A 21,363-nucleotide genomic window follows, 5' to 3' on the forward strand; every position below is an offset into this window, starting at 1 on the left:
AGATAAATTGGTTTAAATACAATTGATTTCTTTTTTTATTAGTGTGGTATTCTTTTCATTATCATCAATTTCATAGTTAAATTGACACTGCTTATCTTCTCCCCATTTTACTTTTACTAGTCCGCTCTCTGTAATACCAGAAAGAAAAATAATATTATTTTCCGATACTAATCCGTGAGAAATAATATTGCTGTTTTTATCGAACGCGATGACTGTCGATGCAAAGGGAAGTGGAGTTGTTGATTTAAAAATAACACGATAACCCATTTTTATTGGGAAAATTATTTTAGACACTGAGCCTAATGTAGGAATAACATTTTTACTATAAACTTCGGTTTCTGCTTGTTGGGGTAATGTCGTTGCATTTAATTTAATGTTGTTTATTCGATAAGGTGTTATGTTATTTAAAATTAGATTTCCAAAAATATCTGTTTTCGCTTTTGTTGAAAATGATGTTTTAATTCCAGATATTCCTTGAGTATTAATCAGTGCAAATGTTCTGCCTAAACGAGGAGCAAGGGTAATACCATTAGAGTGAAGAACAATTCCTCCATTGATAGAAACATTGTAATTATAACTATCTTCCATTTTGTTTATATTAAATGTGTAAAATTGATAGTTGTTTTGATAACGGGCATTGGTGGAAAAACGGTTGGACTTTCTTTTCTCATCATAAGTGTGTTGATAATTTACTGAATATCCTAAATTGTAATTAAGTAGGGCGCCTCCAATGTTGGTCGTGTTGATATAGTGTTTCTTCTTATTTTGATAGTTTGTTTGATTATTAAACCAATGATAGTGTTCATTACTATTACCTAATGGTATATGGAGATTAAGCGAGAATAAATGATCAAAAATAGAGTTGTCTTTTTTAAAGTTATATTTAAGATTATAGTTTATTTTATTTATTGAAGATGAAAAAGATGTGCCTAACTCAAAGCTTTTAGATATATCTTTATATATTTTTTCGTGATATTGAAAAGAAAGATAACCTAAATTATCAATGTTTTGTGATAAAGAAACGGAATAGTTTATTTTTACGCTATCTTTTTTTTGGAAATTATCTAAATAATGATAAAACGATATTCCAGAAGTAAAGTAGGTTTGTTTTTTTGATAGATTTTTTTGATAACGAAATTGATATTTAAAGTTATTTTTATTATTTTCATAACTTAAGTCTGTTGCTAAACCACCCAACATACCTAAATCAAGAGATAGTCCAGATAAATAATTCATATAGTTATCTCGTTTTTTTATCGCGCTATATGAGGTAATTCTTTGACTAAGACCATATGACAATTCACTTAAAAGGAAAATTGAATTTTCTTTATCGCTATTCTTTGGTAACGTACCGGAAATAAAATTATATTGATAACTACCTTTATTTAGTTGATTAGGCAATGATGTGAAATAATGTGTTGAGGTTTTTATTCTTCCATCGGCTTCTTTAACTTCTAAACTGAGTTTTTCACTCCCTAAAACAGGTAATGAATTTATAATAAAAGGACCAGGGGGAACGGTGCTTTCATAAATAACTTTATCACCTTGTTTAATCACCACTTGAGCTTCAGTATCAGCAATTCCTTCAATAATAGGTTTGTTAGCATAAAGAGTGTTACTTGAAATTAAATTATTGGATATTAATTGAAAGCCAATTATTTTATCAGTTGGTAATATTCGTGTTGTAGGTGAGAACTTGCCTCCATAAAAAAGAGCAGAAAAAGAATTAATTTGGCGATAGGTATATAGTGATGAAAGCTTCGATTGGTAACGATTTTTATTCCAATAAAAGCTATTTTGACTGCGTATGCGCCAAGCACCTAAATTAAGACCTGTTTGTAAATTGAGTTTTTGTTCTAGGTCTTTTTTTTGATGATGCCTAATTGAATAGGAATATTGACTAAATAATGCAGTGATCCCATTATCCCAATCTTTTTCATCGATGATTTTATTTTCTCTTTTTATCAATGCTTTTTGTGGAATAATTAAATTTAGTTTCTGATTTGAAAAAGAGTATTTAAAATCAATTGAGTATTCAATTAAAGGGATTATATCTTGATGTTCTTTTTTTATTGAATAGAAATCAGCATCAATACCAAGAGTGATAAAATCATTAACAGAGAGGCAAGGGATCAACTTGTTGTCTATATTTTTAAAATAAAGAAGTTTTGCCATTTTTTTTCTATTGTTGATATGAATAATAGAATAATAAAACCCTTCAGGTTTTTTGTTTTCAAGTAGTTGTTTAATAGTTTCTTTATCAATATTGGAAAATGAATGAGTATAAATTGAGAGTGAACTATCCTGAGCTATAGTATGTTGATTATAAATAGATATTAAAATCAAAAATGTTAATTTTGTTTTTATATGATTAATAATCATTAATAACTTCCTTATCCGCCACCTCTATAGCTACACCATGTTGATTAAATATTTTCCATTTAACGTTTCCACTTTCTGAAATTATTTTTTTTGTGTTATATTTTTTAAATGGTGGGATTGTTTTACTTTCATTAACTATTAACATCCTATTGAAATATACTGAAGATAGAGCAATGAAATAAGGTGTAGGGTTGTTTATAATAAACTCATTATTTTTATTTTTTAAAAACTCAATCTTTTTATAAGCATCTTTTGCATCTTTTTCTATTGATATAGGTCTATATATTAAATTATATACAGAGTTTATAGAGACATGTAACATATTTTTATTGTTGTCAGAGTTTAATAGGATAGGTATTCTTTTAATGTTTATTCTATATAATGTTTCTCTATCTCTTTCTTTTATTTCATCTTTTTTAAATATTTTCAAAGAAAAGGTTTCATCTTTTTCTATCTTGAAAAGAGGTGGGGTTACCATAAAAGGAATTTCATTACTATTTTCTTTATCATAATGTGTAACCCAACTTTGTATAAAGTAATCATTATTTTCTTTGTTGTTTATTTCAATTATTTCTTGATTGACACTTTCAATGAAAATAAATTTATCTTTATTTATTTCTATTGATGATTGACTATATGATGTAGGAAAGATGAAAAATAATGCGAAAAATTTAAATTTTTTAAACATATTCTTTGGCTAGCTAGAGTAGAAAGTATAAATATTAAAACAAAGCTGGTATTCCAGCTTTGTTGGTTTATGGCGTTTTAATCCACAGCAATATCACTATATATAACATCAAAAGTTAAAGTGGATGATACTAAACCTGGTGTCGCATTTAGGCCATTAGGTTTCATATAGTTAACATCAAATAAAAATTGTGCACTGTTATTTTCTTTATCTATTTTTGATTTAAATGCATTAGGTTTTTCATTATTTAATTCAATAATATTTTTATCAGTATCAAAAATAGCAATATCAACATTACTACCGTTATCGGCTAAATTTTTTAAAAGTCGTTTAGTTTGTTTTGGTATTTGTAATTGTACGCTATTAATGTTTTCGCCACAGTTAGTAAATTGAATCTCAAGGGATTGAGCTGGAGTTTTAGCAATATGATCATCACCAAAATTATTCGCTTGAACTGGTGGTAACTCAATAGGTTGTATTTCATCTAGTTGACATCTTGGATTTGGTATAACAGAACCATTAATTGTAATTGTTCCTACATTTTTTTCTGTATATTCAACAGCATTTGATTGAGTTGAAAAAAGAGTTGTAGATAGAATAAATATTGAAAGTAGACTTTTTTTCATTGTAAATTCCATTTATTGAATTAATAAAATTATTTAATTACTGCTATATTACTTAAAGCGATTAAATCTTATTGATTTATTTTTTATAAATCAAATCGGTTTTTTATGTAAATATTTATTTATAATATGAATAAAAGAATAAACAATGAAATATGGTTATTAAAATAACCGGTATTTTATTAATGCTTTGAGAATTTGATTAAAATTAGTTTTTTTTACCATTAAGGTTTTTAAATTATAAATTTAAAATGATTTTTTTATAAAAGAAAAATTAGCATCCCTTTATATTTGATGAAGCATAAAATTTAGATATAAAAAAAGCACCTAAAGTAGGTGCTTTAAGAAAAATATAAATTATTATTTTACTGTAATGCTTCTTGAGTTAACAACAGCATCAATTTCTTTTTGTGCTTGTAGGTGAGATTGCTGTGCGTATTCTTCACCATATGCAGTACCTTCAGCCATAATAAACTGTACGTCATTGATACCGATAAAAGCTAAAAATTGTTTTAGGAATGGAACAATAAGATCAGAAGGTTGATCTTTATGAACACCACCACGACTAGTTAATACAACCGCTTGTTTATTTTCAAGTAAACCAACAGAGCCGGCTTCGGTGTATTTAAATGTTTCACCAGCACGAGCGATATAATCAATGTAATGCTTTAATTGAGCCGAAATTGAAAAGTTATACATTGGTGCAGTAATTACTATCACATCGTGAGCTTTTAATTCACTAATCAACTCATCTGATAATGCTCTGGCTGTTTTTTGCTCATCCGAAAGCATCGCTGTCTCTTTGCCAAAAGCAAATAGCGTAGCTTGATCTAAAGTAGGCACAGGATTTTTAGCGAGGTCACGTACTGTAATCAAGTCATCTTTATGATTATTTTGCCAATTTTCAATTAAGTAATCGGCCATTTTATTACTGTGTGAATAGCTATCTAAAATGCTGGATTTCAGTACAAGGATCTTTTTCATTCTTTTCTCGTGGTCTATAAAATGTTCTATTTATTAGTGAGTAGTAGTTTACCCGATCTTTAAAATATCACATCACAATCCTTTGAATATGCTATTCAAAATTATTGATTATATAAAATCATATACTAATAAATTTAATCAAGCCTTTATGTGCCAATAGTCTGTTGTGATATCATACGGGCATTAGTTTTGATTAGAATAACCTCAAAAAGGATAATAAAAGGTGACATTATCATCTGCCACGCTCTATCAAGAAATAGAGCAATTATCGTTGCGGGAGCAGCAACGATTAAGAAAACGTCTACGTGGCGTCGCTAAAATTAATAATGAAGAGTCTAAACAAGCGGTATTAAGTACAATTAAAGACGATATTACAACAGCACAACAGATGATAATTCGCCGTCGTGCCAATTGTCCTGAAATTACTTACCCAGAAAACCTTCCTGTTAGCCAAAAGAAAGATGCCATTTATAATGCAATAAGAGATAACCAAGTTGTTATTATTGCAGGGGAAACTGGTTCAGGTAAAACAACACAGATCCCTAAAATTTGTCTTGAATTAGGGCGAGGGATCAAGGGTTTTATTGGCCATACTCAGCCTCGTCGTTTAGCTGCTCGTTCAGTGGCTGAACGTATCGCTCATGAGTTAAAAAGTACGTTAGGAGGATCTGTAGGCTATAAGGTTCGTTTTAGCGACCATGTTGGCGATAATACTCTCGTTAAGTTAATGACAGATGGTATTTTATTGGCAGAATTACAGCAAGATAAGCTGTTACTTCAATATGATACTATCATTATTGATGAAGCCCATGAACGTAGTTTAAATATCGACTTTATTCTTGGCTATTTAAAACAGCTATTACCTAAGCGCCCTGACTTAAAAGTTATTATTACTTCTGCAACTATCGATCCTGAACGTTTTTCTAAACATTTTAGCCAAGCACCTATTATTGAGGTGTCAGGTCGAACTTATCCTGTTGAAGTGAGATATCGTCCTATTGGTGGCGATGAACTTGATAGCGATAAGGATATGACCGATGGCATTGTTGATGCTATTGATGAATTAAGCAGAGAAAGTGCAGGTGATATTCTTATTTTTATGAGTGGTGAGCGCGAAATTCGGGACACTGCTGATGCGCTGAATAAATTACAACTTCGCCATACGGAAGTATTACCTTTATTTGCCCGTTTATCTAACAGTGAACAAAATCGAATATTTCATCCTCATAACGGCAGACGTATTATTTTGGCGACTAACGTCGCCGAAACATCATTAACTGTACCCGGTATTAAGTACGTTATTGATACCGGCTTTGCGCGTGTCAGTCGTTATAGTTATCGAACAAAAGTACAACGACTTCCAATTGAGCCTATTTCTCAAGCTTCAGCAAACCAAAGAAAAGGGCGTTGTGGTCGAGTTTCTGATGGTATTTGTATTCGCCTTTATTCAGAAGATGATTTTATTTCTCGTTCTGAGTTTACTGATCCCGAAATATTAAGAACTAACCTTGCATCTGTTATTTTACAAATGACGTCGATAGGGTTAGGGGATATTAGTGCTTTCCCATTTGTGCAACCACCGGATAAACGCAATATTCAAGATGGCGTTCGTTTATTAGAAGAACTAGGTGCGTTACAAAATGAAACTGACCACAATGGTGCTTATCGTTTAACCCCAATGGGGAAACAACTTGCACAACTTCCTATCGATCCTCGTTTAGCAAGAATGGTACTTGAAGCGCGTAAATATGGTGCAGTGAAAGAATTGATGGTTATTACATCCGCACTTTCAATTCAAGATCCACGCGAAAGACCGATGGATAAACAGCAAGCCTCTGATGAAAAGCATCGGCGCTTCCAAGATAAAGACTCTGACTTTTTATCTTTTTTAAATATGTGGGATTATTTAAAAACCCAGCAAAAAGAGTTGAGTCAATCTCAATTTAGAAAATTGTGTCGCCAAGAATTCTTAAACTTTATGCGAGTAAGGGAATGGCAAGATGTTTATACACAATTGCGACAAGTTGTTAAAGAGTTAGGTTTCCCTGTTAATAGTGAGCCTGCTGATTTTAGAAGTGTTCACGTTGCGTTGTTAAGTGGATTGTTGTCACATATTGGGCAAAAAGATGCAGATAAACAAGAATTCACTGGCGCAAGAAATGCCCGTTTTTCTATTTATCCTGGCTCTGGCTTGTTCAAAAAACCACCAAAATGGACAATGGTAGCAGAGCTAGTCGAGACATCTCGTTTATGGGGAAGAATTGCGGCACGTGTTGAACCCGAATGGATAGAACCTATCGCTGAACATTTGGTGAAACATCAATATAGCGAACCTCATTGGTCAAAAGCGCAAGGCGCTGTAATGGCTAATGAAAAAGTCACCCTGTATGGTTTACCAATAGTTGCTTCTCGACCTATTAATTACAGTCAAATTGATCCACTTTTATGTCGTGAGCTTTTTATCCGCCATGCGTTAGTGGAAGGAGATTGGCAAACTCGCCATGCATTTTTCCGTGACAATTTAAAATTACGCACAGAAGTTGAAGAGTTAGAGCATAAATCTCGTCGTCGAGATATTCTTGTTGACGATGAAACAATGTTTACGTTCTACGATCAACGAATACCTTTGGATGTTGTTTCGTCTCGCCATTTTGATAAATGGTGGAAAGAGGCACAAAAGGCATCACCTGATCTGCTTAACTTTGAAAAAAGTATGCTTATCAAAGATGATGCTAAACGTGTTAGCGCGCTAGATTATCCAAATTACTGGCATCAAGATAATCTGAAACTACGCTTAACCTATCAATTTGAACCGGGGACTGCGGCTGATGGCGTCACTGTTCATATTCCATTACCTATTTTAAATCAGGTAAAAGACGAAGGTTTTGATTGGCAAATTCCGGGTATTCGCCATGAATTGATTGTGGCTTTAATTAAATCACTTCCAAAACCTGTCCGTCGTAATTTTGTACCAGCACCTAATTATGCTTCTGCTTTTTTAGAGCGTGTACCTCAAGTTGAAGGCGATTTACTCGATAGGCTTGAAAAAGAGTTGCGCCGTATGACAGGAGTGACTGTCGATAGAGAGAGTTGGCAGCTTGACCAAGTTGCTGATCACTTAAAAATGACATTCCGTGTTGTTGGCGATAAAAATAAAACGCTGGCAGAAAGTAAAGATCTCAATAAATTAAAAGAGAACTTAAAGGAAAAAGTGCAAGAAACATTATCAGCAGTAGCAGATGATGGTATTGAACAACAAGATTTACATATTTGGAGTTTTGGTGATTTACCTCAGCGTTATGAGCAAAAACGGGGTGGCTATTCAGTGAAAGCTTATCCTGCACTCGTGGATGAAAAAAATAGTGTGGGTATCAAGCTTTTTGAAACAGAATCGGAGCAGCAAGCTTCAATGTGGGAAGGGGTAAGACGATTATTATTATTAAATATTCCGTCACCGATAAAATACCTACATGAGAAATTACCTAATAAAGCAAAACTCGGCCTTTACTTTAACCCTTATGGCAAAGTGTTAGAGTTGATTGATGATTGTATTGCTTGTGGTGTCGATAAACTGATGGCGTCTTATGGTGGTTTAATTTGGCAAGAAGATGAATATCAAAAACTGCAAGAATATGTCAGAGCTGAACTAAACGATGCTGTGGTCGAAATAGCTAAACAAGTTGAGGCAATTTTAACTCAAGTATTTGCTATCAATAAGCGTTTAAAAGGGCGGGTGGATATTAGTGTTGCTTTTGCATTATCTGATATTAAAGCTCAGCTTGGTCAGTTAGTTTTTCCTGGTTTTGTTACCTCTCATGGATGGAAACGTCTTGCTGATATTCCTCGTTATTTGAGTGCAATTGAGAAACGAATGGAAAAATTAGCTATTGACCCTAATCGCGATCGCGCTCAAATGAGTCGAGTTGAAAATGTTATTCAACAGTGGCAACAGTGGTTAGGAAAACTAACCGAGAAACAAAAACAGCAAGAAGAAGTGCAAAATATTCGCTGGATGATAGAGGAGCTTAGAGTCAGCCTGTTTGCTCAACAGATAGGAACTCCATATCCAATATCAGATAAACGCATATTGCAGGCGATGGAACAAATTAGTTTTAATTAATCAAACTATTACATATGCAGACCCACGGGAGTTTATGCTTCTTGTGGGTTTTTTATTACCTTGCTAATTAATAGTTACCTACATATTAGTTACAACATACTATATATTTCTTGATTTATAGACACCTAACCATCAGTGTAGAAAATAATAGCTTAGCAGGGAAATTTTTTGACTTAAGTGAAATTGTTTTTGAAGGGATGAGAGGTACTTTTTTTCAGTACCTCTCAGATTGTCTTTAGTAAATAGTTAAGTAACCCAATGCTGGAATAGCACCAAATAAAACAAGAGCTAACAGAATTTTTTCACTTAATAGTAGAGATTTTTTGTCTTTATACTGTTTGCGTGTATATAAAAACATCAGAATACCAGGTGCATATAGAACGACAGAGAGTAATAAATTAATAACGCCTGATGCATAAAGTAACCATAAACCATATAAACTTGCAGGTATCGCAATTAATAATAAAGCACGACTACTGCGAGCAATTGCCACTTTAAATAAAAATGCACCTACGAGGAAGTAAGGAACAAGGATCATTTCTGATGCAATAGTCAGTAATGTATTGTAGTTACTTCCCGTCAGCCAAATTAAAACTAAAGAGAATTGAACGGCAAAATTGGTAAACCATAACGAAGATGAAGGAGCATCATTTTTATTCTGTTTCCCTAATTGTTTTGGGAAAGAGTGATGTAGTGCAGCAATATACGGAACCTCTGCTGCCATAATTGTCCAGCTTAAATAAGCACCACATACAGAGAGAATAAGACCTGCTGCAATAATTATCTCGCCAATGCTACCAATAAGTTGAACAAGTAGCGGTGCCATTGATGGATTTTTCATCGCTGCTAATTCTGCTTGGCTAACTAAACCTTGTGATAACAAAGTCACAAGAATATAGATAATCAATGCGATGACAACAGCAAGCACGGTTGCTAAACCAACATCACGACGATTTTTCGCTCTAGCAGAAACAACGACGGCGCCTTCAATACCAATAAATACCCACAGCGTGATCAGCATGGTATTTTTGACTTGATCCCAAACTGGGACGCCTAAATTTACACCTTTAAAATCAAGGGTAAATATATCCATATTGAAAGCTAATAGGGCGACAATAACAAATAATCCTAAAGGGAGTAGCTTTGCCATTGTTGCCATTAAATTAATACTGGCGGCAGTTTGAACACCACGCAAAACAAGAAAATGGACAACCCAAAGTAAGATTGACTCTCCAATTAATGCTTGCCATGTATTTCCATCGCCAAAAATAATGTTTTCTGGTGTGTCTGTAAAAAAACTAAAGGCAGCAAAGACAATAACAAGATAAGAAACGTTAGCAACGACAGCGCAAACCCAATAGCCCCACGCTGAACAAAAACCAATGAACTCACCAAATCCTTCTTTCGCATAGGTAAAAATACCACCATCAAGATCAGGTCGAAGGCGAGAGAGAAGTAATAAAGATGTAGCAAGAAAGAGGATACCAATGCCTGTTATCACCCACCCAATAATCAATGCGGCAGGGCTGGCAACTTCAGCCATATTTTGAGGCAAACTGAATACACCTGCACCAACCATTGAGCTTAATACTAATGCGGTGAGTGATATTAAGCCAAGTTTCTTATTCAAGGATAATTACCTACATGATTAAAATTGTAAATAAATAGCGTATTTTCTTGTTTTTTGGTCAGTAAATAGAATAAATATGAATATCTCAAATTTAAATAAAGATAAAAACACTAAAAAACAGCGAGATTTTACGGAGAGTTGACTTGGTTGTCTATGCATTAAATCATAAAAATTATTCACTTTTACAAAATAATGTCTAATTGATTAAATTTTGAATAAAAAAAAACCTTGCAGATGCAAGGTTTTTATCAATAGGAAATTTTTTATTACTTGAACAGATCAGCAGTAATAGTGACTGTACCGCCATCACTTTGCCATTCATTTGTAATATGGTAGAACTTAGCGCCTTTTGCTGCTGCACGCTTAGCAACCTGATACGAGATTTCTGGTGAGTTTACAAAGTATCCACTAAAAGTAATGGTATCGAAAGGGTCCATTAGTGCAGCAGCTGCTTTGTTAACTTCTTGAATTTCAGTGCCATTTGGTAAAGTTACAGTGTAACGACCACTTGCACCCGAAGTTTGTGTATCAGCAAATGCACCTACGCTTCTATCAAAATCAGTGTTTGATGCAAGACCAGGTTTTTCAACTTTATTGGCAGCGGCTCCGCCTTCTGCAATAAGTGCACGACCAGCATCTGAGTCATAAGGAACAACTGCCTCTGGTGCTTGAATTGCACGTTTAGGCGCATCTTTTTTGTAGATATAAGCTGTTACTTCTTGGTTACCACCATCATTCGTTGATACGTTACGAACAATAAAGAATGATGCTGCACCTTTTTTGGCCGCTGCTTTTGCAATTGCGTCGTTAATATCAGGGGTTGTAGGGAAATAACCGCGGATAGAAACCGTATCAAATGGTTGTAGCAGAATTGCTTCAGGTTTTGGTAGCTCTTTCACGCCATGAAAAACGCGATAGCTTTCTTGATCTGCTTTTGGTGCATCTTTATGGTATAGATCCGCAGTAACACTCATGTTGCCGCTATCACTAATATCATCTAGACCTTGAATATAGAAACTATCAGCACCGACTTTATCCGCACGACGAGACACCGCATCAGCGGCTTCATAAATAGCGTTAAAACGACCGATAACTGTAATTCTTTCAAATGGTTTTAGTTCTGCAGCTTGTTCGGGTGTTAATTCCTGAGCAGCCTGCGCAACAGTGACATTAGTTAAAGACAACATCGCTGCTGCGATGACTGAGGTTTTCAGCTTCATACAAAATCCTTCCGCCTTGCGCAATTAATATTGGTCATGTGCTGAACGTCGTGGTTTATCACATAGGGATTAATTATTACATGTAATAATAGCATTTGTCGCATTATTTTATTTAGCGAATCACCACAGAGTCAAATGACCAGTATATGTTACCAGATATTTACCTGAATATAGTGAATAATTCATAAATATGCCTTTTCGACTAAAATGATCCAATTAAGTTCAATTTTAGCTTTACACAGATATAGATTATTGGTTTTATTTTCAGTAGGTTATTAGAGCTCCGATTAATGGCATGCATATTATTATTTTTAACATTTTTTTTGCATGAATGTGAAGTTAACGGAGAAGTTTTAACAGATCTCTATGGATAAGAAGGGAAAATTATGCGAATTGGTATACCCAAAGAGCGACTTTCTAATGAAACAAGGGTTGCAGCTACACCAGCTACAGTGACTCAACTCATAAAATTAGGATTTACAGTCGCAGTTGAAAATGGTGCAGGCATTGCCTCTAGTTTTGAAGATAAAGCTTATCAGGAAGCTGGTGCTGAGATCCTCGCTCTTCAAAATGTTTGGGAATCAGACATTATTTTGAAGGTAAATGCACCACTGGATAATGAAATAGCGTTGCTACAAGATGGCGCAACACTGGTGAGTTTTATTTGGCCAGCTCAAAATGCGGCATTGCTCGAAAAGTTAGCTGAAAAGAATATTAACGTTATGGCAATGGATAGTGTGCCGCGTATTTCTCGTGCACAATCCCTTGATGCGTTAAGTTCAATGGCAAACATCGCAGGTTATCGTGCCGTTGTAGAAGCAGCCCATGAATTCGGAAGATTCTTTACGGGTCAAATTACTGCGGCAGGTAAAGTACCACCAGCTAAAGTAATGGTTATTGGTGCGGGTGTTGCTGGTCTTGCTGCAATTGGTGCGGCAGGAAGCCTCGGTGCAATTGTTCGTGCATTTGATACTCGTCCTGAAGTGAAAGAACAAGTTCAAAGCATGGGTGCTGAATTTCTTGAACTTGATTTTAAAGAAGAAGCAGGCAGTGGTGATGGCTACGCTAAGGTGATGTCAAAAGCATTTATTGATGCAGAAATGGCATTATTTGCAGAACAGGCAAAAGATGTTGATATCATCATTACAACGGCATTAATTCCGGGAAAACCCGCTCCTCGTTTAATTACGAAAGAGATGGTCGATTCGATGAAACCGGGAAGCGTTGTAGTTGATCTTGCAGCTCAAAATGGTGGTAACTGCGAATATACCGTGCCTAATGAAGTTTTTACGACAGAACATGGCGTAAAAATCATTGGTTATACTGATTTAGCTGCTCGTTTACCGGCACAGTCATCTCAGCTTTATGGTACTAACTTAGTTAACCTGCTGAAATTATTGTGTAAAGAGAAAGACGGTAATATCAATATTGATTTTGATGATGTTGTTATTCGTGGTGTGACTGTTATCCGTGCTGGTGAAGTAACATGGCCTGCACCACCAATTCAAGTATCAGCACAACCTAAAGCAGCTCCTGCTGCAAAACCACAAGAAAAGCCCGTTGCTAAACCAGTTTCACCTTGGAAGAAATACAGTCTATTAGCGATAGCTTTCTTATTGTTTGCATGGCTTGCAAATGTTGCACCGAAAGAGTTTTTATCTCACTTTACGGTATTCGCACTTTCTTGTGTTGTAGGTTATTACGTTGTTTGGAATGTAAGTCATTCATTGCATACACCATTAATGTCAGTGACAAACGCAATTTCAGGCATTATCGTCGTCGGTGCTTTACTCCAAATTGGTAGTGGTGGCTGGGTTAGCCTATTTTCGTTTATCGCAATATTGATTGCGAGTATTAACATTTTTGGTGGGTTTACTGTTACTCAACGTATGTTGAAAATGTTCCGTAAAGGATAAGGGAGACAATTATGTCCAGCGGAGTTGTTACAGCGGCATATATTGTCGCCGCGATATTATTTATTTTCAGCCTTGCCGGCTTATCAAAGCATGAAACCTCTAAACAAGGTAACTACTTTGGTATTGCAGGGATGGCAATTGCACTGTTCGCAACCATTTTCGGGCCTTATGCTGGTAATGTGGGTTGGATCATTATTGCAATGGTAATCGGTGCCGTTATTGGTATTCGTTTAGCTAAAAAAGTCGAAATGACTCAGATGCCAGAATTGGTCGCAATCTTACACAGTTTTGTAGGTTTAGCGGCGGTTTTAGTAGGTTTTAACAGTTATCTTGACCACAATACAGCAATGGAACCTGTAATGGTGAATATTCACCTAACAGAAGTCTTTTTAGGGATCTTCATTGGTGCTGTTACATTTACGGGTTCAATTGTCGCTTATGGTAAATTAAGTGGAAAAATGTCATCTAAACCGATGATGTTACCTAATCGCCATAAATTAAATCTTGCAGCTTTAGTTGTTTCTTTCTTATTGATGGTTTGGTTTGTTAAAACTGACAGTGTCGGTTTACAAGTTTTCTTAATCATCGTAATGACTGTGATTGCCTTAGCATTTGGTTGGCATTTAGTTGCATCAATTGGTGGTGCGGATATGCCAGTTGTTGTTTCGATGCTGAACTCTTACTCAGGATGGGCGGCTGCGGCTGCGGGCTTTATGCTAAGTAATGACCTGTTGATTGTAACGGGTGCATTAGTAGGTTCTTCAGGTGCAATCCTTTCTTATATTATGTGTAAGGCGATGAATCGCTCTTTTATTAGCGTAATAGCTGGCGGATTTGGTACTGATGGCTCAGCTTCAACAGAAGAAGGTGAAATGGGTGAGTATCGCGAAACAACCGCTGAAGAAGTGGCTGATATGCTGAAAAACTCAACGTCAGTTATTATCACTCCAGGTTATGGATTGGCGGTTGCTCAAGCACAATATCCTGTACATGATATTACTGAAAAATTACGCCAACGCGGTGTGAAAGTGCGTTTTGGTATTCACCCAGTAGCTGGACGTTTACCGGGCCATATGAATGTGTTGTTAGCAGAAGCTAAAGTACCTTATGACGTTGTATTAGAAATGGATGAGATTAATGATGATTTCTCTGACACTGATACCGTTTTAGTTATTGGCGCTAACGATACAGTAAACCCAGCGGCACAAGATGATCCAAATAGCCCAATTGCAGGTATGCCAGTATTAGAAGTGTGGAAAGCGCAGAATGTTATTGTGTTTAAACGCTCAATGAATACAGGTTATGCAGGGGTTCAAAATCCACTGTTCTTTAAAGAGAATACACAAATGTTGTTTGGTGATGCTAAAGCCAGTGTGGATGCAATTTTAAAAGCGCTGTAATAGATACAGATGGCGAATAGTAAAAAGCCAGTCGAATTTTTTTGACTGGCTTTTTTAATGGCAACAGAGCAATAAGTTTAGTCGTGATCACTATCAACAGTAATGGGGCAGGTAAAACCATCCGGTTTAATTGCTAATAAATCACACTTAATATGGTCAATAAGTTGTTCTGCTGTATTTCCTAAGAATGCGGCAGATAGGCCGGTTCTTCCTAAAATACCTAAAACAACAATCCCAGCATTTAACTCTTCACAAACTTGAGGGATCACTTGCTCTGGCAATCCTTCTTTAACATGTGTTTTCTCTTCTGGGATACAGAATTTCTGGCGCAGCTCTTTCATTGCAATAAGATGCTGACCTCGTAATGCATTGTTATAAAGATTTGGATCAAAATCAGGTAACTCAATCGCAATATTAATAGGCGCAACAGGGTAGGCGCTAAGTAAATGGACATCGGGATCTTTTTGTATGCGATGAGATAAGTCGGTTGTTAGCTCAATCAGTTTTAGATTAAGCGCGTCATGATAAGATTCTTCATTTGATAAATTTGCGGCGACAACAATAGTACCGTATTCAGGCCACTCTTTATCTTTGACCATCCAAACAGGGCAAGGGCATTTTCTAAGCAGTTGCCAATCAAGCGGGGTAAAAATAAGCGAACCTAATTTATCATGTTGGTGAGCCATTTTAATCAGTAAGTCATGTTGATGTGCAACGACTTCTTCAATAATTGCTTCATAAGGGCGATTATGCCAAATGACTTTGATATCAATCTCTATACCAGCTTCAAGGTAATAGCGTGCTTGTTGTTTGATCCAAGCCGCCTTTTGGCTGATAACACCTTTACGCATAGCATTGCGTTCATCGGGAGATAAAAGGGTTGTCATGTCATAAGAGAGATCATAAACAGGTAGAAAAGCTTTTATCCGCCCACCATTACGCTGAACGATATAGACAGCACGACGAAGTGCCGGTTGGTCATCTTGGTTAGGATCAATGACAACGAGAAGGTTTTGATATTTTTCCATTGTAATATCCTCTTTAGGGCTGGATTTATCCATCTACAATTTAAAGATAACCCAAGAAGATAAAATGCAATAGCATAAAATAGAAAACGGGGCACAAATTTGTGTGCCCCGTTATAAAATTAGCATGTGAAATGTAACAGATTAAACTTCAACTGATGAAGGAAGCTTGCCTGCAAGTTCACTTAACAGTGTACTATCTTCGATAGTAATGTATTTGCCTTTAACGCTTAACATGCCACTTTTCTGGAAGCGACCAAGTAAGCGGCTAATCGTTTCAACGGTTAAACCTAAGTAATTACCGATATCACCACGAGTCATGGTTAAACGGAATTCACGAGGAGAAAAACCACGCTGAGCGAAACGACGAGAGAGATTATAAATAAAAGCAGCCAGACGTTCTTCTGCATTCTTTTTCGAGAGCAGTAAGATCATCTCTTGGTCACCTTTGATTTCACCACTCATTAGGCGCATCATTTGTTGACGTAAGTTAGGCATTTTGCCTGACAGGTCATCCAAAGTTTCGAATGGAATTTCACAAACCATAGATGTTTCTAAAGCTTGTGCGAAACTTGGGTGTTCAGTATTAATAATGGCGTCAAAGCCAACCAAATCACCAGCAAGATGAAATCCTGTTATTTGCTCGTCGCCTTCTTCCGTAATGGTATAACTTTTAATTGTACCGGAACGTATGGCATAAAGTGATTTCAGCTCATCACCTGCTTTAAACAAGGTTTGACCTTTTTGGATGGGCTTTTTACGCTCGATAATATTATCGAGTTGATCAAGCTCATGCTCGTTTAAAGTAAACGGGATGCAGAGCTGGCTAATACTGCAATCCTGACAATGGATTGCACAACCGCCAGATTGGATTCGGCGAACGACGCGTTTTTCTGGGATCATAAGCTTGCTCATTACAAATAAAAATATTGATATGCGTCAATTTTAACACATATTGCAGTAATTAGTAAGGGGAATAACGATACGTGTGGAAATAATTCTGAATGTAACAAAACGTGTATCTTGATAAAAACAATGTTTTGCTTAAAGGTCTATTTAGAACAATTTGCGCTAACCCTATACTCAATTGGTATATTATTCGATTTTCCAACGAAGTTATAGTGCTATTACTAAATTATCCTTGTCAAAAGCCAAAAATGAAGAGGCGCTTCAATATTTTCTATCTTTATATTGACATTTTATTTACGGCTTTACCTTAAATTCGTGTTTTTTTTGCATAACTCTTTATTTTCATAACAAAAAATTAGGTAAAGTTAACTAGATGTATTTTTGATACAACTTAATGCTACCTTGAATTAGCTTTTCCTTATAAAAAGTGGGGGATCTGCAAAGAAGTATGGAATATTGAAACATTCTATTACCTCTTTAGTGGTATTGATGTACATCAATGAGGGTTTACCACTATATCCTATCATTTTTACTGATGAGAGTTGTTATGTGAGAATGATAAACTAATGAAAAAAATAGAAAAAAGTGAGAAAAACAAAGGGATGATGTCGCTAAGTCGTCGCCACTTTGTTCAAACGAGTGCTGCATTAGTTACGGTGCCATTTTTCGCACGAAATGCACAAGCTAATGTAGATGAAAGTTTGCCTATTGCAAAAGTAGACGGAAACCCAGCTACCGTTGTAGCAACATGTAGTACTTTTGACTGTGGTGGTAAGTGCGATATTCGTGCCCATATAAAAGAAGGGATTGTCACTCGGATCACAACAAGACCTGATAATGAACTAGATGAATCAATGCCTATTATGAGAGCGTGCGTGCGCGGCAGAGGTTATCGTAAATTTTCTTATCATGCAGACAGACTAAAATACCCAATGAAACGTGTGGGTAAACGTGGTGAAGGTAAATTTGAACGTATTTCATGGGATGAAGCTACAACGCTTATTGCAGAAAATATTACGCGTTTAACTGAAAAACATGGTGCAGCCAGCCGTTTCTTAACCGTCAATACCGCTGTAACAGGGGGGATCTTCTCTGGTGATACCATGATGAAGAAACTTTTCAATTTAACAGGTGGATACTTACCTTATTATCACTCAGTTAGTTTAGGGAATACGGTTAAAGTAACCCCTTATACTTACGGAATATCCAAAACAGGCAGTTCACTCGATACACTTGAAGATACACCACTAGTGATTTTATGGGGTCATAACCCTAATGAAACCATTTTTGGTCATACAAACCATTATTTTCAAAAAATGAAAAATAAGGGTACTAAGTTTATTGTGGTCGATCCTCGTTATTCAGATACGGCACAATCTCTTGCTGACCAATGGATACCTCTTTTACCAACAACCGACAATGCCTTAATGGATGCAATGATGTATGTCATTGTTACCGAAAACCTTCATGACAAACCTTTTATTGATAAATATGTCGTTGGTTTTGATGAAGCGCATATGCCAGAAGGTGTTCCTGCTAATGAGTCCTTGGTGGCTTATTTAACAGGTCAAAAAGATGGAATAGAAAAAACACCTGAATGGGCAGAGAAAATCACTCGAGTACCTGCAAATACCATTCGTCAACTCGCACGTGAATATGCCATGACAAAACCAGCAGCCTTAATTCAAGGTTGGGGACCTCAACGTCATATTTGTGGTGAGCGGAGTGCGCGTGGTTCAACATTACTCGCTGCAATTACTGGAAATGTGGGTAAAAAAGGGGCTTGGGCGGCAGGTTACGGCGGTATTGGTAATCGTCAATCTATGCGTGGCCCGAATGTTGGGAAGAACCCAATTAAAGCGCAAATTTCTATCATGAATTGGATGCAAGCGGTTGATGATGCAAGCCAAGTACGTGTTGAAGATGGTCTTTTAGGTGTTGATAAACTCGATACCAACATCAAAATGATATTTTCTTTAGCAGGTAACTATTTAGTTAATCAAAATCCAGATGTAAATGCGGCAGCTAAATTATTAGCTGATGATTCAAAAGTTGAATTTATTGTTGCTAGTGATTTATATCTCTCTCCATCTGCAAAATATGCCGATCTTGTTTTACCTGAAACCAGTTTTCTAGAGCGTTGGAACATTGGTAATACATGGGGAACGGGTAACTATTTTCTTTTGTCTGAAAAAGTGGTTGAGCCTGCTTTTGAGCGCCGTTCTGATTATGAGTGGATAACAGATGTAGCAGAAAAAATGGGAGTAAAAGAGGCGTTTACCGAAGGTCGAAGTGAAAAAGAGTGGATAGCTCATCTTGTTGATACCAATAAAGAGCGTTTCCAAGATAGACCTGACTTCCCTAATTTTGAAGAGCTAGTAAAAACACGTCGTTATCTTTTCAAAGATGAACCTTTTGTTGCCTTTGAAGAAAATATCAATGACTTTGCGAATAATCCATTCCCAACGCCATCAGGAAAAATTGAGATTTTTTCTAAGCGTCTTTATGACATGAATAATCCGGATATTCCGGCTTTATCTCATTATGTACCTGCTATTGAAGGACCTGAAGATAAGTTAACAGCAAAATATCCATTGCAAATGCTAACTTGGAAAGGGAAAAACCGTGCAAACTCAACACAATATGCCAATCCTTGGTTACAAGAAGCACAACGCCAAGAGGCATGGATAAATCCAATTGATGCTGAAAATAGAGGTATTAAAAATGGCGATATGGTGCGTGTCTATAACGACAGAGGAATAACTCAAATCCCAGCATTGGTTACACAACGCATTATTCCTGGTGTGGTTGGGCTGCAAGCTGGTGCATGGTGGACACCTGATGAAAATGGTGTTGATCATGGTGGATGTCCTAATGTTTTAACATCAACACGAATGACACCACTAGCCCATGGTAACTCGCATTTAACCGTTTTAGTTGAGGTAGCCAAAGCATGAGTGACTTTAAAGAATATGCACCAGTGAGTGATGAACAGCTCGGTTTCTTTATTGATTCCTCTCGTTGCTCTGGTTGCAAAGCTTGCCAAGTGGCATGCAAAGACAAAAATAACTTGGAAGTAGGACGCCGTTTTCGCCGTATTTATGAAGTAAAAGGCGGTGGTTTTGCTCCAACAGGACAAGGCGGTCTGGTTAATAATGTTTTTGCTTATACATTAACCATATCTTGTAACCACTGTGATTCACCTGTCTGTGTGAAAAACTGCCCAACTACCGCAATGCATAAGCGTGAAGGTGACGGTATTGTTCGTGTGGATACCTCTAAATGTGTCGGTTGTGGATATTGTGCTTGGTCATGTCCTTACGGCGCACCACAAATGAATGAAGAATCCGGACAAATGTCAAAATGCGATTTTTGTATCGATTTATTAGCCGAAGGCAAAAATCCAATTTGTGTTGATACCTGTCCGCTAAATGCGATTAAATTTGGCAAAATTAAAGATCTAAGAGCGAAGTATGGGCATTTAAGCCAAGTTCAAGGGTTACCCGATTTTACGATGACCAATCCGAACTTAGTTATCAAACCTCATACTGGTGCGACGAAAAAGGGAGGAGTTAAAGCATGAGTGAATGGCCATTAGTTACCTTTACTTTGTTCGTCCAAAGTTCTGTGGGTGTGACTATTTTCACCGCACTTTATTTTTGCTGGCTAGAAAAAGAAATTGGTAATCAAAGAGCAACCGTTGCTATGCGTCCTGTGTTATTAACAGCAGCCATTTTAGGTTGCTTAGGATTATTAGCTTCAACGTTACACATGGGATATCCATGGAATGCTTTTCATGCATTACGCCATATCTCTTCATCATGGTTAAGTCGTGAAATCATATTTGCTGCAGTTTATCTTGGCGCATTATGCCTTTATACCTTAGTTATTTTGATAAAAGGGCATATGAATAAAACCATACTGGCAATTATTGGTTTACTTGGCATTATCGATATATTCTGCATGGCGTCTCTGTATTACAACACCTCAATGCTGACATGGATGCATGCAAATACCTATTTTATGTTTATAGGGGCATTATTTGCAGCAGGTGCGGTCATTGCATTATCAATAACTGCGTTTCGTATTAAAGCATTTGTGAATGATGAATTAGCAAACAAGGTTGTAATAAGTGCATTAGTGGTTGTTTTTCTTGCGGTAACAATACGTATGGCTGTACAGCCGTTCTATTTGGAATGGATGTCAGCAGTCATTTCAACAAATGATGCAATAACGTTCCCTCATACGCCTATCATTGCGTATAATGAAACATTCGGATTAAGAATATCTGCATGGCTTATGTCAGTTCTTGGTATTTTAATGATGGGATACAGCGTATGGAAATATCGCAATGCTGTATTTACTTCAGGATTGCGTATGGTGTTAGCGAGTAGCGCAATAGTACTGATTGCAGAAGTTCTTAATCGTTTTGCATTCTTTATTGTTAAGTAGTGGAGTAGTGATGT

Annotated in this window: 14 protein-coding genes; 6 read left to right on the forward strand and 8 right to left on the reverse strand. The window is 36.2% G+C overall.

The window, feature by feature from the left end:
- Nucleotides 1-12: 12 nt before the first annotated feature.
- From ABN236_RS13210 to ABN236_RS13225, 4 genes are all read right to left on the reverse strand, one after another.
- Entirely contained in the window at nt 13-2,382 is a 2,370-nt protein-coding gene (locus ABN236_RS13210; RefSeq protein ID WP_349474175.1) for a fimbria/pilus outer membrane usher protein, read from the reverse strand.
- The gene (locus ABN236_RS13215; protein ID WP_349474176.1) at nt 2,372-3,070 is read right to left on the reverse strand and encodes a fimbrial biogenesis chaperone; all 699 of its coding nucleotides are present in this window, start codon (nt 3,068-3,070) and stop codon (nt 2,372-2,374) included. Before ABN236_RS13215 ends, ABN236_RS13210 begins: the two co-directional genes overlap by 11 nt.
- 77 nt (nt 3,071-3,147) lie before the next feature.
- Nucleotides 3,148-3,696, reverse strand: coding sequence for a fimbrial protein (locus ABN236_RS13220; protein ID WP_349474177.1), 549 nt, complete (start codon nt 3,694-3,696; stop codon nt 3,148-3,150).
- A 357-nt stretch (nt 3,697-4,053) separates the two neighbouring features.
- Entirely contained in the window at nt 4,054-4,677 is a 624-nt protein-coding gene (locus ABN236_RS13225) for an FMN-dependent NADH-azoreductase (RefSeq protein WP_194950552.1), read from the reverse strand.
- Nucleotides 4,678-4,900: 223 nt separating this feature from the next.
- On the opposite strand from ABN236_RS13225, the gene hrpA reads away from it, so the two are divergent.
- Nucleotides 4,901-8,797, forward strand: a complete 3,897-nt coding sequence (gene hrpA, locus ABN236_RS13230) for an ATP-dependent RNA helicase HrpA (RefSeq protein ID WP_088495493.1) — start codon at nt 4,901-4,903, stop codon at nt 8,795-8,797.
- 235 nt (nt 8,798-9,032) lie between these two features.
- On the opposite strand, the gene ABN236_RS13235 is transcribed toward hrpA, so the two are convergent.
- Both ABN236_RS13235 and ydgH read right to left on the reverse strand, forming a co-directional pair.
- Nucleotides 9,033-10,427 carry a basic amino acid/polyamine antiporter gene (locus ABN236_RS13235; RefSeq protein WP_349474178.1) on the reverse strand — a complete coding sequence of 465 codons (1,395 nt, stop codon included), beginning with the start codon at nt 10,425-10,427 and terminating at the stop codon, nt 9,033-9,035.
- Nucleotides 10,428-10,693: 266 nt separating this feature from the next.
- Nucleotides 10,694-11,647, reverse strand: coding sequence for a DUF1471 family protein YdgH (ydgH, locus tag ABN236_RS13240; RefSeq protein WP_270753339.1), 954 nt, complete (start codon nt 11,645-11,647; stop codon nt 10,694-10,696).
- A 386-nt stretch (nt 11,648-12,033) separates the two neighbouring features.
- On the opposite strand from ydgH, the gene pntA reads away from it, so the two are divergent.
- Nucleotides 12,034-13,563 carry a Re/Si-specific NAD(P)(+) transhydrogenase subunit alpha gene (gene pntA, locus ABN236_RS13245; protein ID WP_088495496.1) on the forward strand — a complete coding sequence of 510 codons (1,530 nt, stop codon included), beginning with the start codon at nt 12,034-12,036 and terminating at the stop codon, nt 13,561-13,563.
- An 11-nt stretch (nt 13,564-13,574) separates the two neighbouring features.
- Nucleotides 13,575-14,963 (forward strand): Re/Si-specific NAD(P)(+) transhydrogenase subunit beta, encoded by a 1,389-nt coding sequence (gene pntB, locus ABN236_RS13250; protein ID WP_088495497.1) that lies wholly within the window; start codon nt 13,575-13,577, stop codon nt 14,961-14,963.
- 77 nt (nt 14,964-15,040) lie between these two features.
- Here pntB and uspE read toward each other — a convergent pair whose 3' ends face one another.
- The gene (gene uspE / locus ABN236_RS13255; RefSeq protein ID WP_036912992.1) at nt 15,041-15,991 is read right to left on the reverse strand and encodes a universal stress protein UspE; all 951 of its coding nucleotides are present in this window, start codon (nt 15,989-15,991) and stop codon (nt 15,041-15,043) included.
- A gap of 141 nt (nt 15,992-16,132) precedes the next feature.
- Complete coding sequence (gene fnr, locus ABN236_RS13260; protein WP_036912995.1) at nt 16,133-16,891, reverse strand: fumarate/nitrate reduction transcriptional regulator Fnr; 759 nt, start codon at nt 16,889-16,891, stop codon at nt 16,133-16,135.
- Nucleotides 16,892-17,463: 572 nt separating this feature from the next.
- On the opposite strand from fnr, the gene ABN236_RS13265 reads away from it, so the two are divergent.
- From ABN236_RS13265 to ABN236_RS13275, 3 genes are read left to right on the forward strand one after another with little or no spacing between them, the layout of a single operon-like run.
- Nucleotides 17,464-19,854, forward strand: a complete 2,391-nt coding sequence (locus ABN236_RS13265; protein ID WP_349474179.1) for a DMSO/selenate family reductase complex A subunit — start codon at nt 17,464-17,466, stop codon at nt 19,852-19,854.
- On the forward strand, nt 19,851-20,480 hold the full coding sequence (locus ABN236_RS13270; RefSeq protein ID WP_349474180.1) for a DMSO/selenate family reductase complex B subunit: 630 nt from the start codon (nt 19,851-19,853) through the stop codon (nt 20,478-20,480). The genes ABN236_RS13265 and ABN236_RS13270 overlap by 4 nt, the downstream gene beginning before the upstream one ends.
- Nucleotides 20,477-21,349 carry a dimethyl sulfoxide reductase anchor subunit family protein gene (locus ABN236_RS13275; RefSeq protein WP_349474181.1) on the forward strand — a complete coding sequence of 291 codons (873 nt, stop codon included), beginning with the start codon at nt 20,477-20,479 and terminating at the stop codon, nt 21,347-21,349. Before ABN236_RS13270 ends, ABN236_RS13275 begins: the two co-directional genes overlap by 4 nt.
- The last annotated feature ends 14 nt before the right edge of the window (nt 21,350-21,363 follow it).

Origin of the sequence: Proteus sp. fly-1013, from assembly GCF_040140245.1 — a bacterium.
In the GTDB taxonomy this organism is placed as follows: domain Bacteria; phylum Pseudomonadota; class Gammaproteobacteria; order Enterobacterales; family Enterobacteriaceae; genus Proteus; species Proteus mirabilis_B.

Excerpts from the sequence above, each read along its gene's own strand:
- fnr (WP_036912995.1), bottom strand. The coding sequence starts at position 16,891 with ATGATCCCAGAAAAACGCGTCGTTCGCCGAATCCAATCTGGCGGTTGT.
- pntA (WP_088495496.1), top strand. The coding sequence starts at position 12,034 with ATGCGAATTGGTATACCCAAAGAGCGACTTTCTAATGAAACAAGGGTT.
- ABN236_RS13210 (WP_349474175.1), bottom strand. The coding sequence starts at position 2,382 with ATGATTATTAATCATATAAAAACAAAATTAACATTTTTGATTTTAATA.
- pntB (WP_088495497.1), top strand. The coding sequence starts at position 13,575 with ATGTCCAGCGGAGTTGTTACAGCGGCATATATTGTCGCCGCGATATTA.
- ABN236_RS13270 (WP_349474180.1), top strand. The coding sequence starts at position 19,851 with ATGAGTGACTTTAAAGAATATGCACCAGTGAGTGATGAACAGCTCGGT.
- uspE (WP_036912992.1), bottom strand. The coding sequence starts at position 15,991 with ATGGAAAAATATCAAAACCTTCTCGTTGTCATTGATCCTAACCAAGAT.
- ABN236_RS13265 (WP_349474179.1), top strand. The coding sequence starts at position 17,464 with ATGAAAAAAATAGAAAAAAGTGAGAAAAACAAAGGGATGATGTCGCTA.
- ABN236_RS13275 (WP_349474181.1), top strand. The coding sequence starts at position 20,477 with ATGAGTGAATGGCCATTAGTTACCTTTACTTTGTTCGTCCAAAGTTCT.
- ABN236_RS13220 (WP_349474177.1), bottom strand. The coding sequence starts at position 3,696 with ATGAAAAAAAGTCTACTTTCAATATTTATTCTATCTACAACTCTTTTT.
- ABN236_RS13225 (WP_194950552.1), bottom strand. The coding sequence starts at position 4,677 with ATGAAAAAGATCCTTGTACTGAAATCCAGCATTTTAGATAGCTATTCA.
- ydgH (WP_270753339.1), bottom strand. The coding sequence starts at position 11,647 with ATGAAGCTGAAAACCTCAGTCATCGCAGCAGCGATGTTGTCTTTAACT.
- ABN236_RS13215 (WP_349474176.1), bottom strand. The coding sequence starts at position 3,070 with ATGTTTAAAAAATTTAAATTTTTCGCATTATTTTTCATCTTTCCTACA.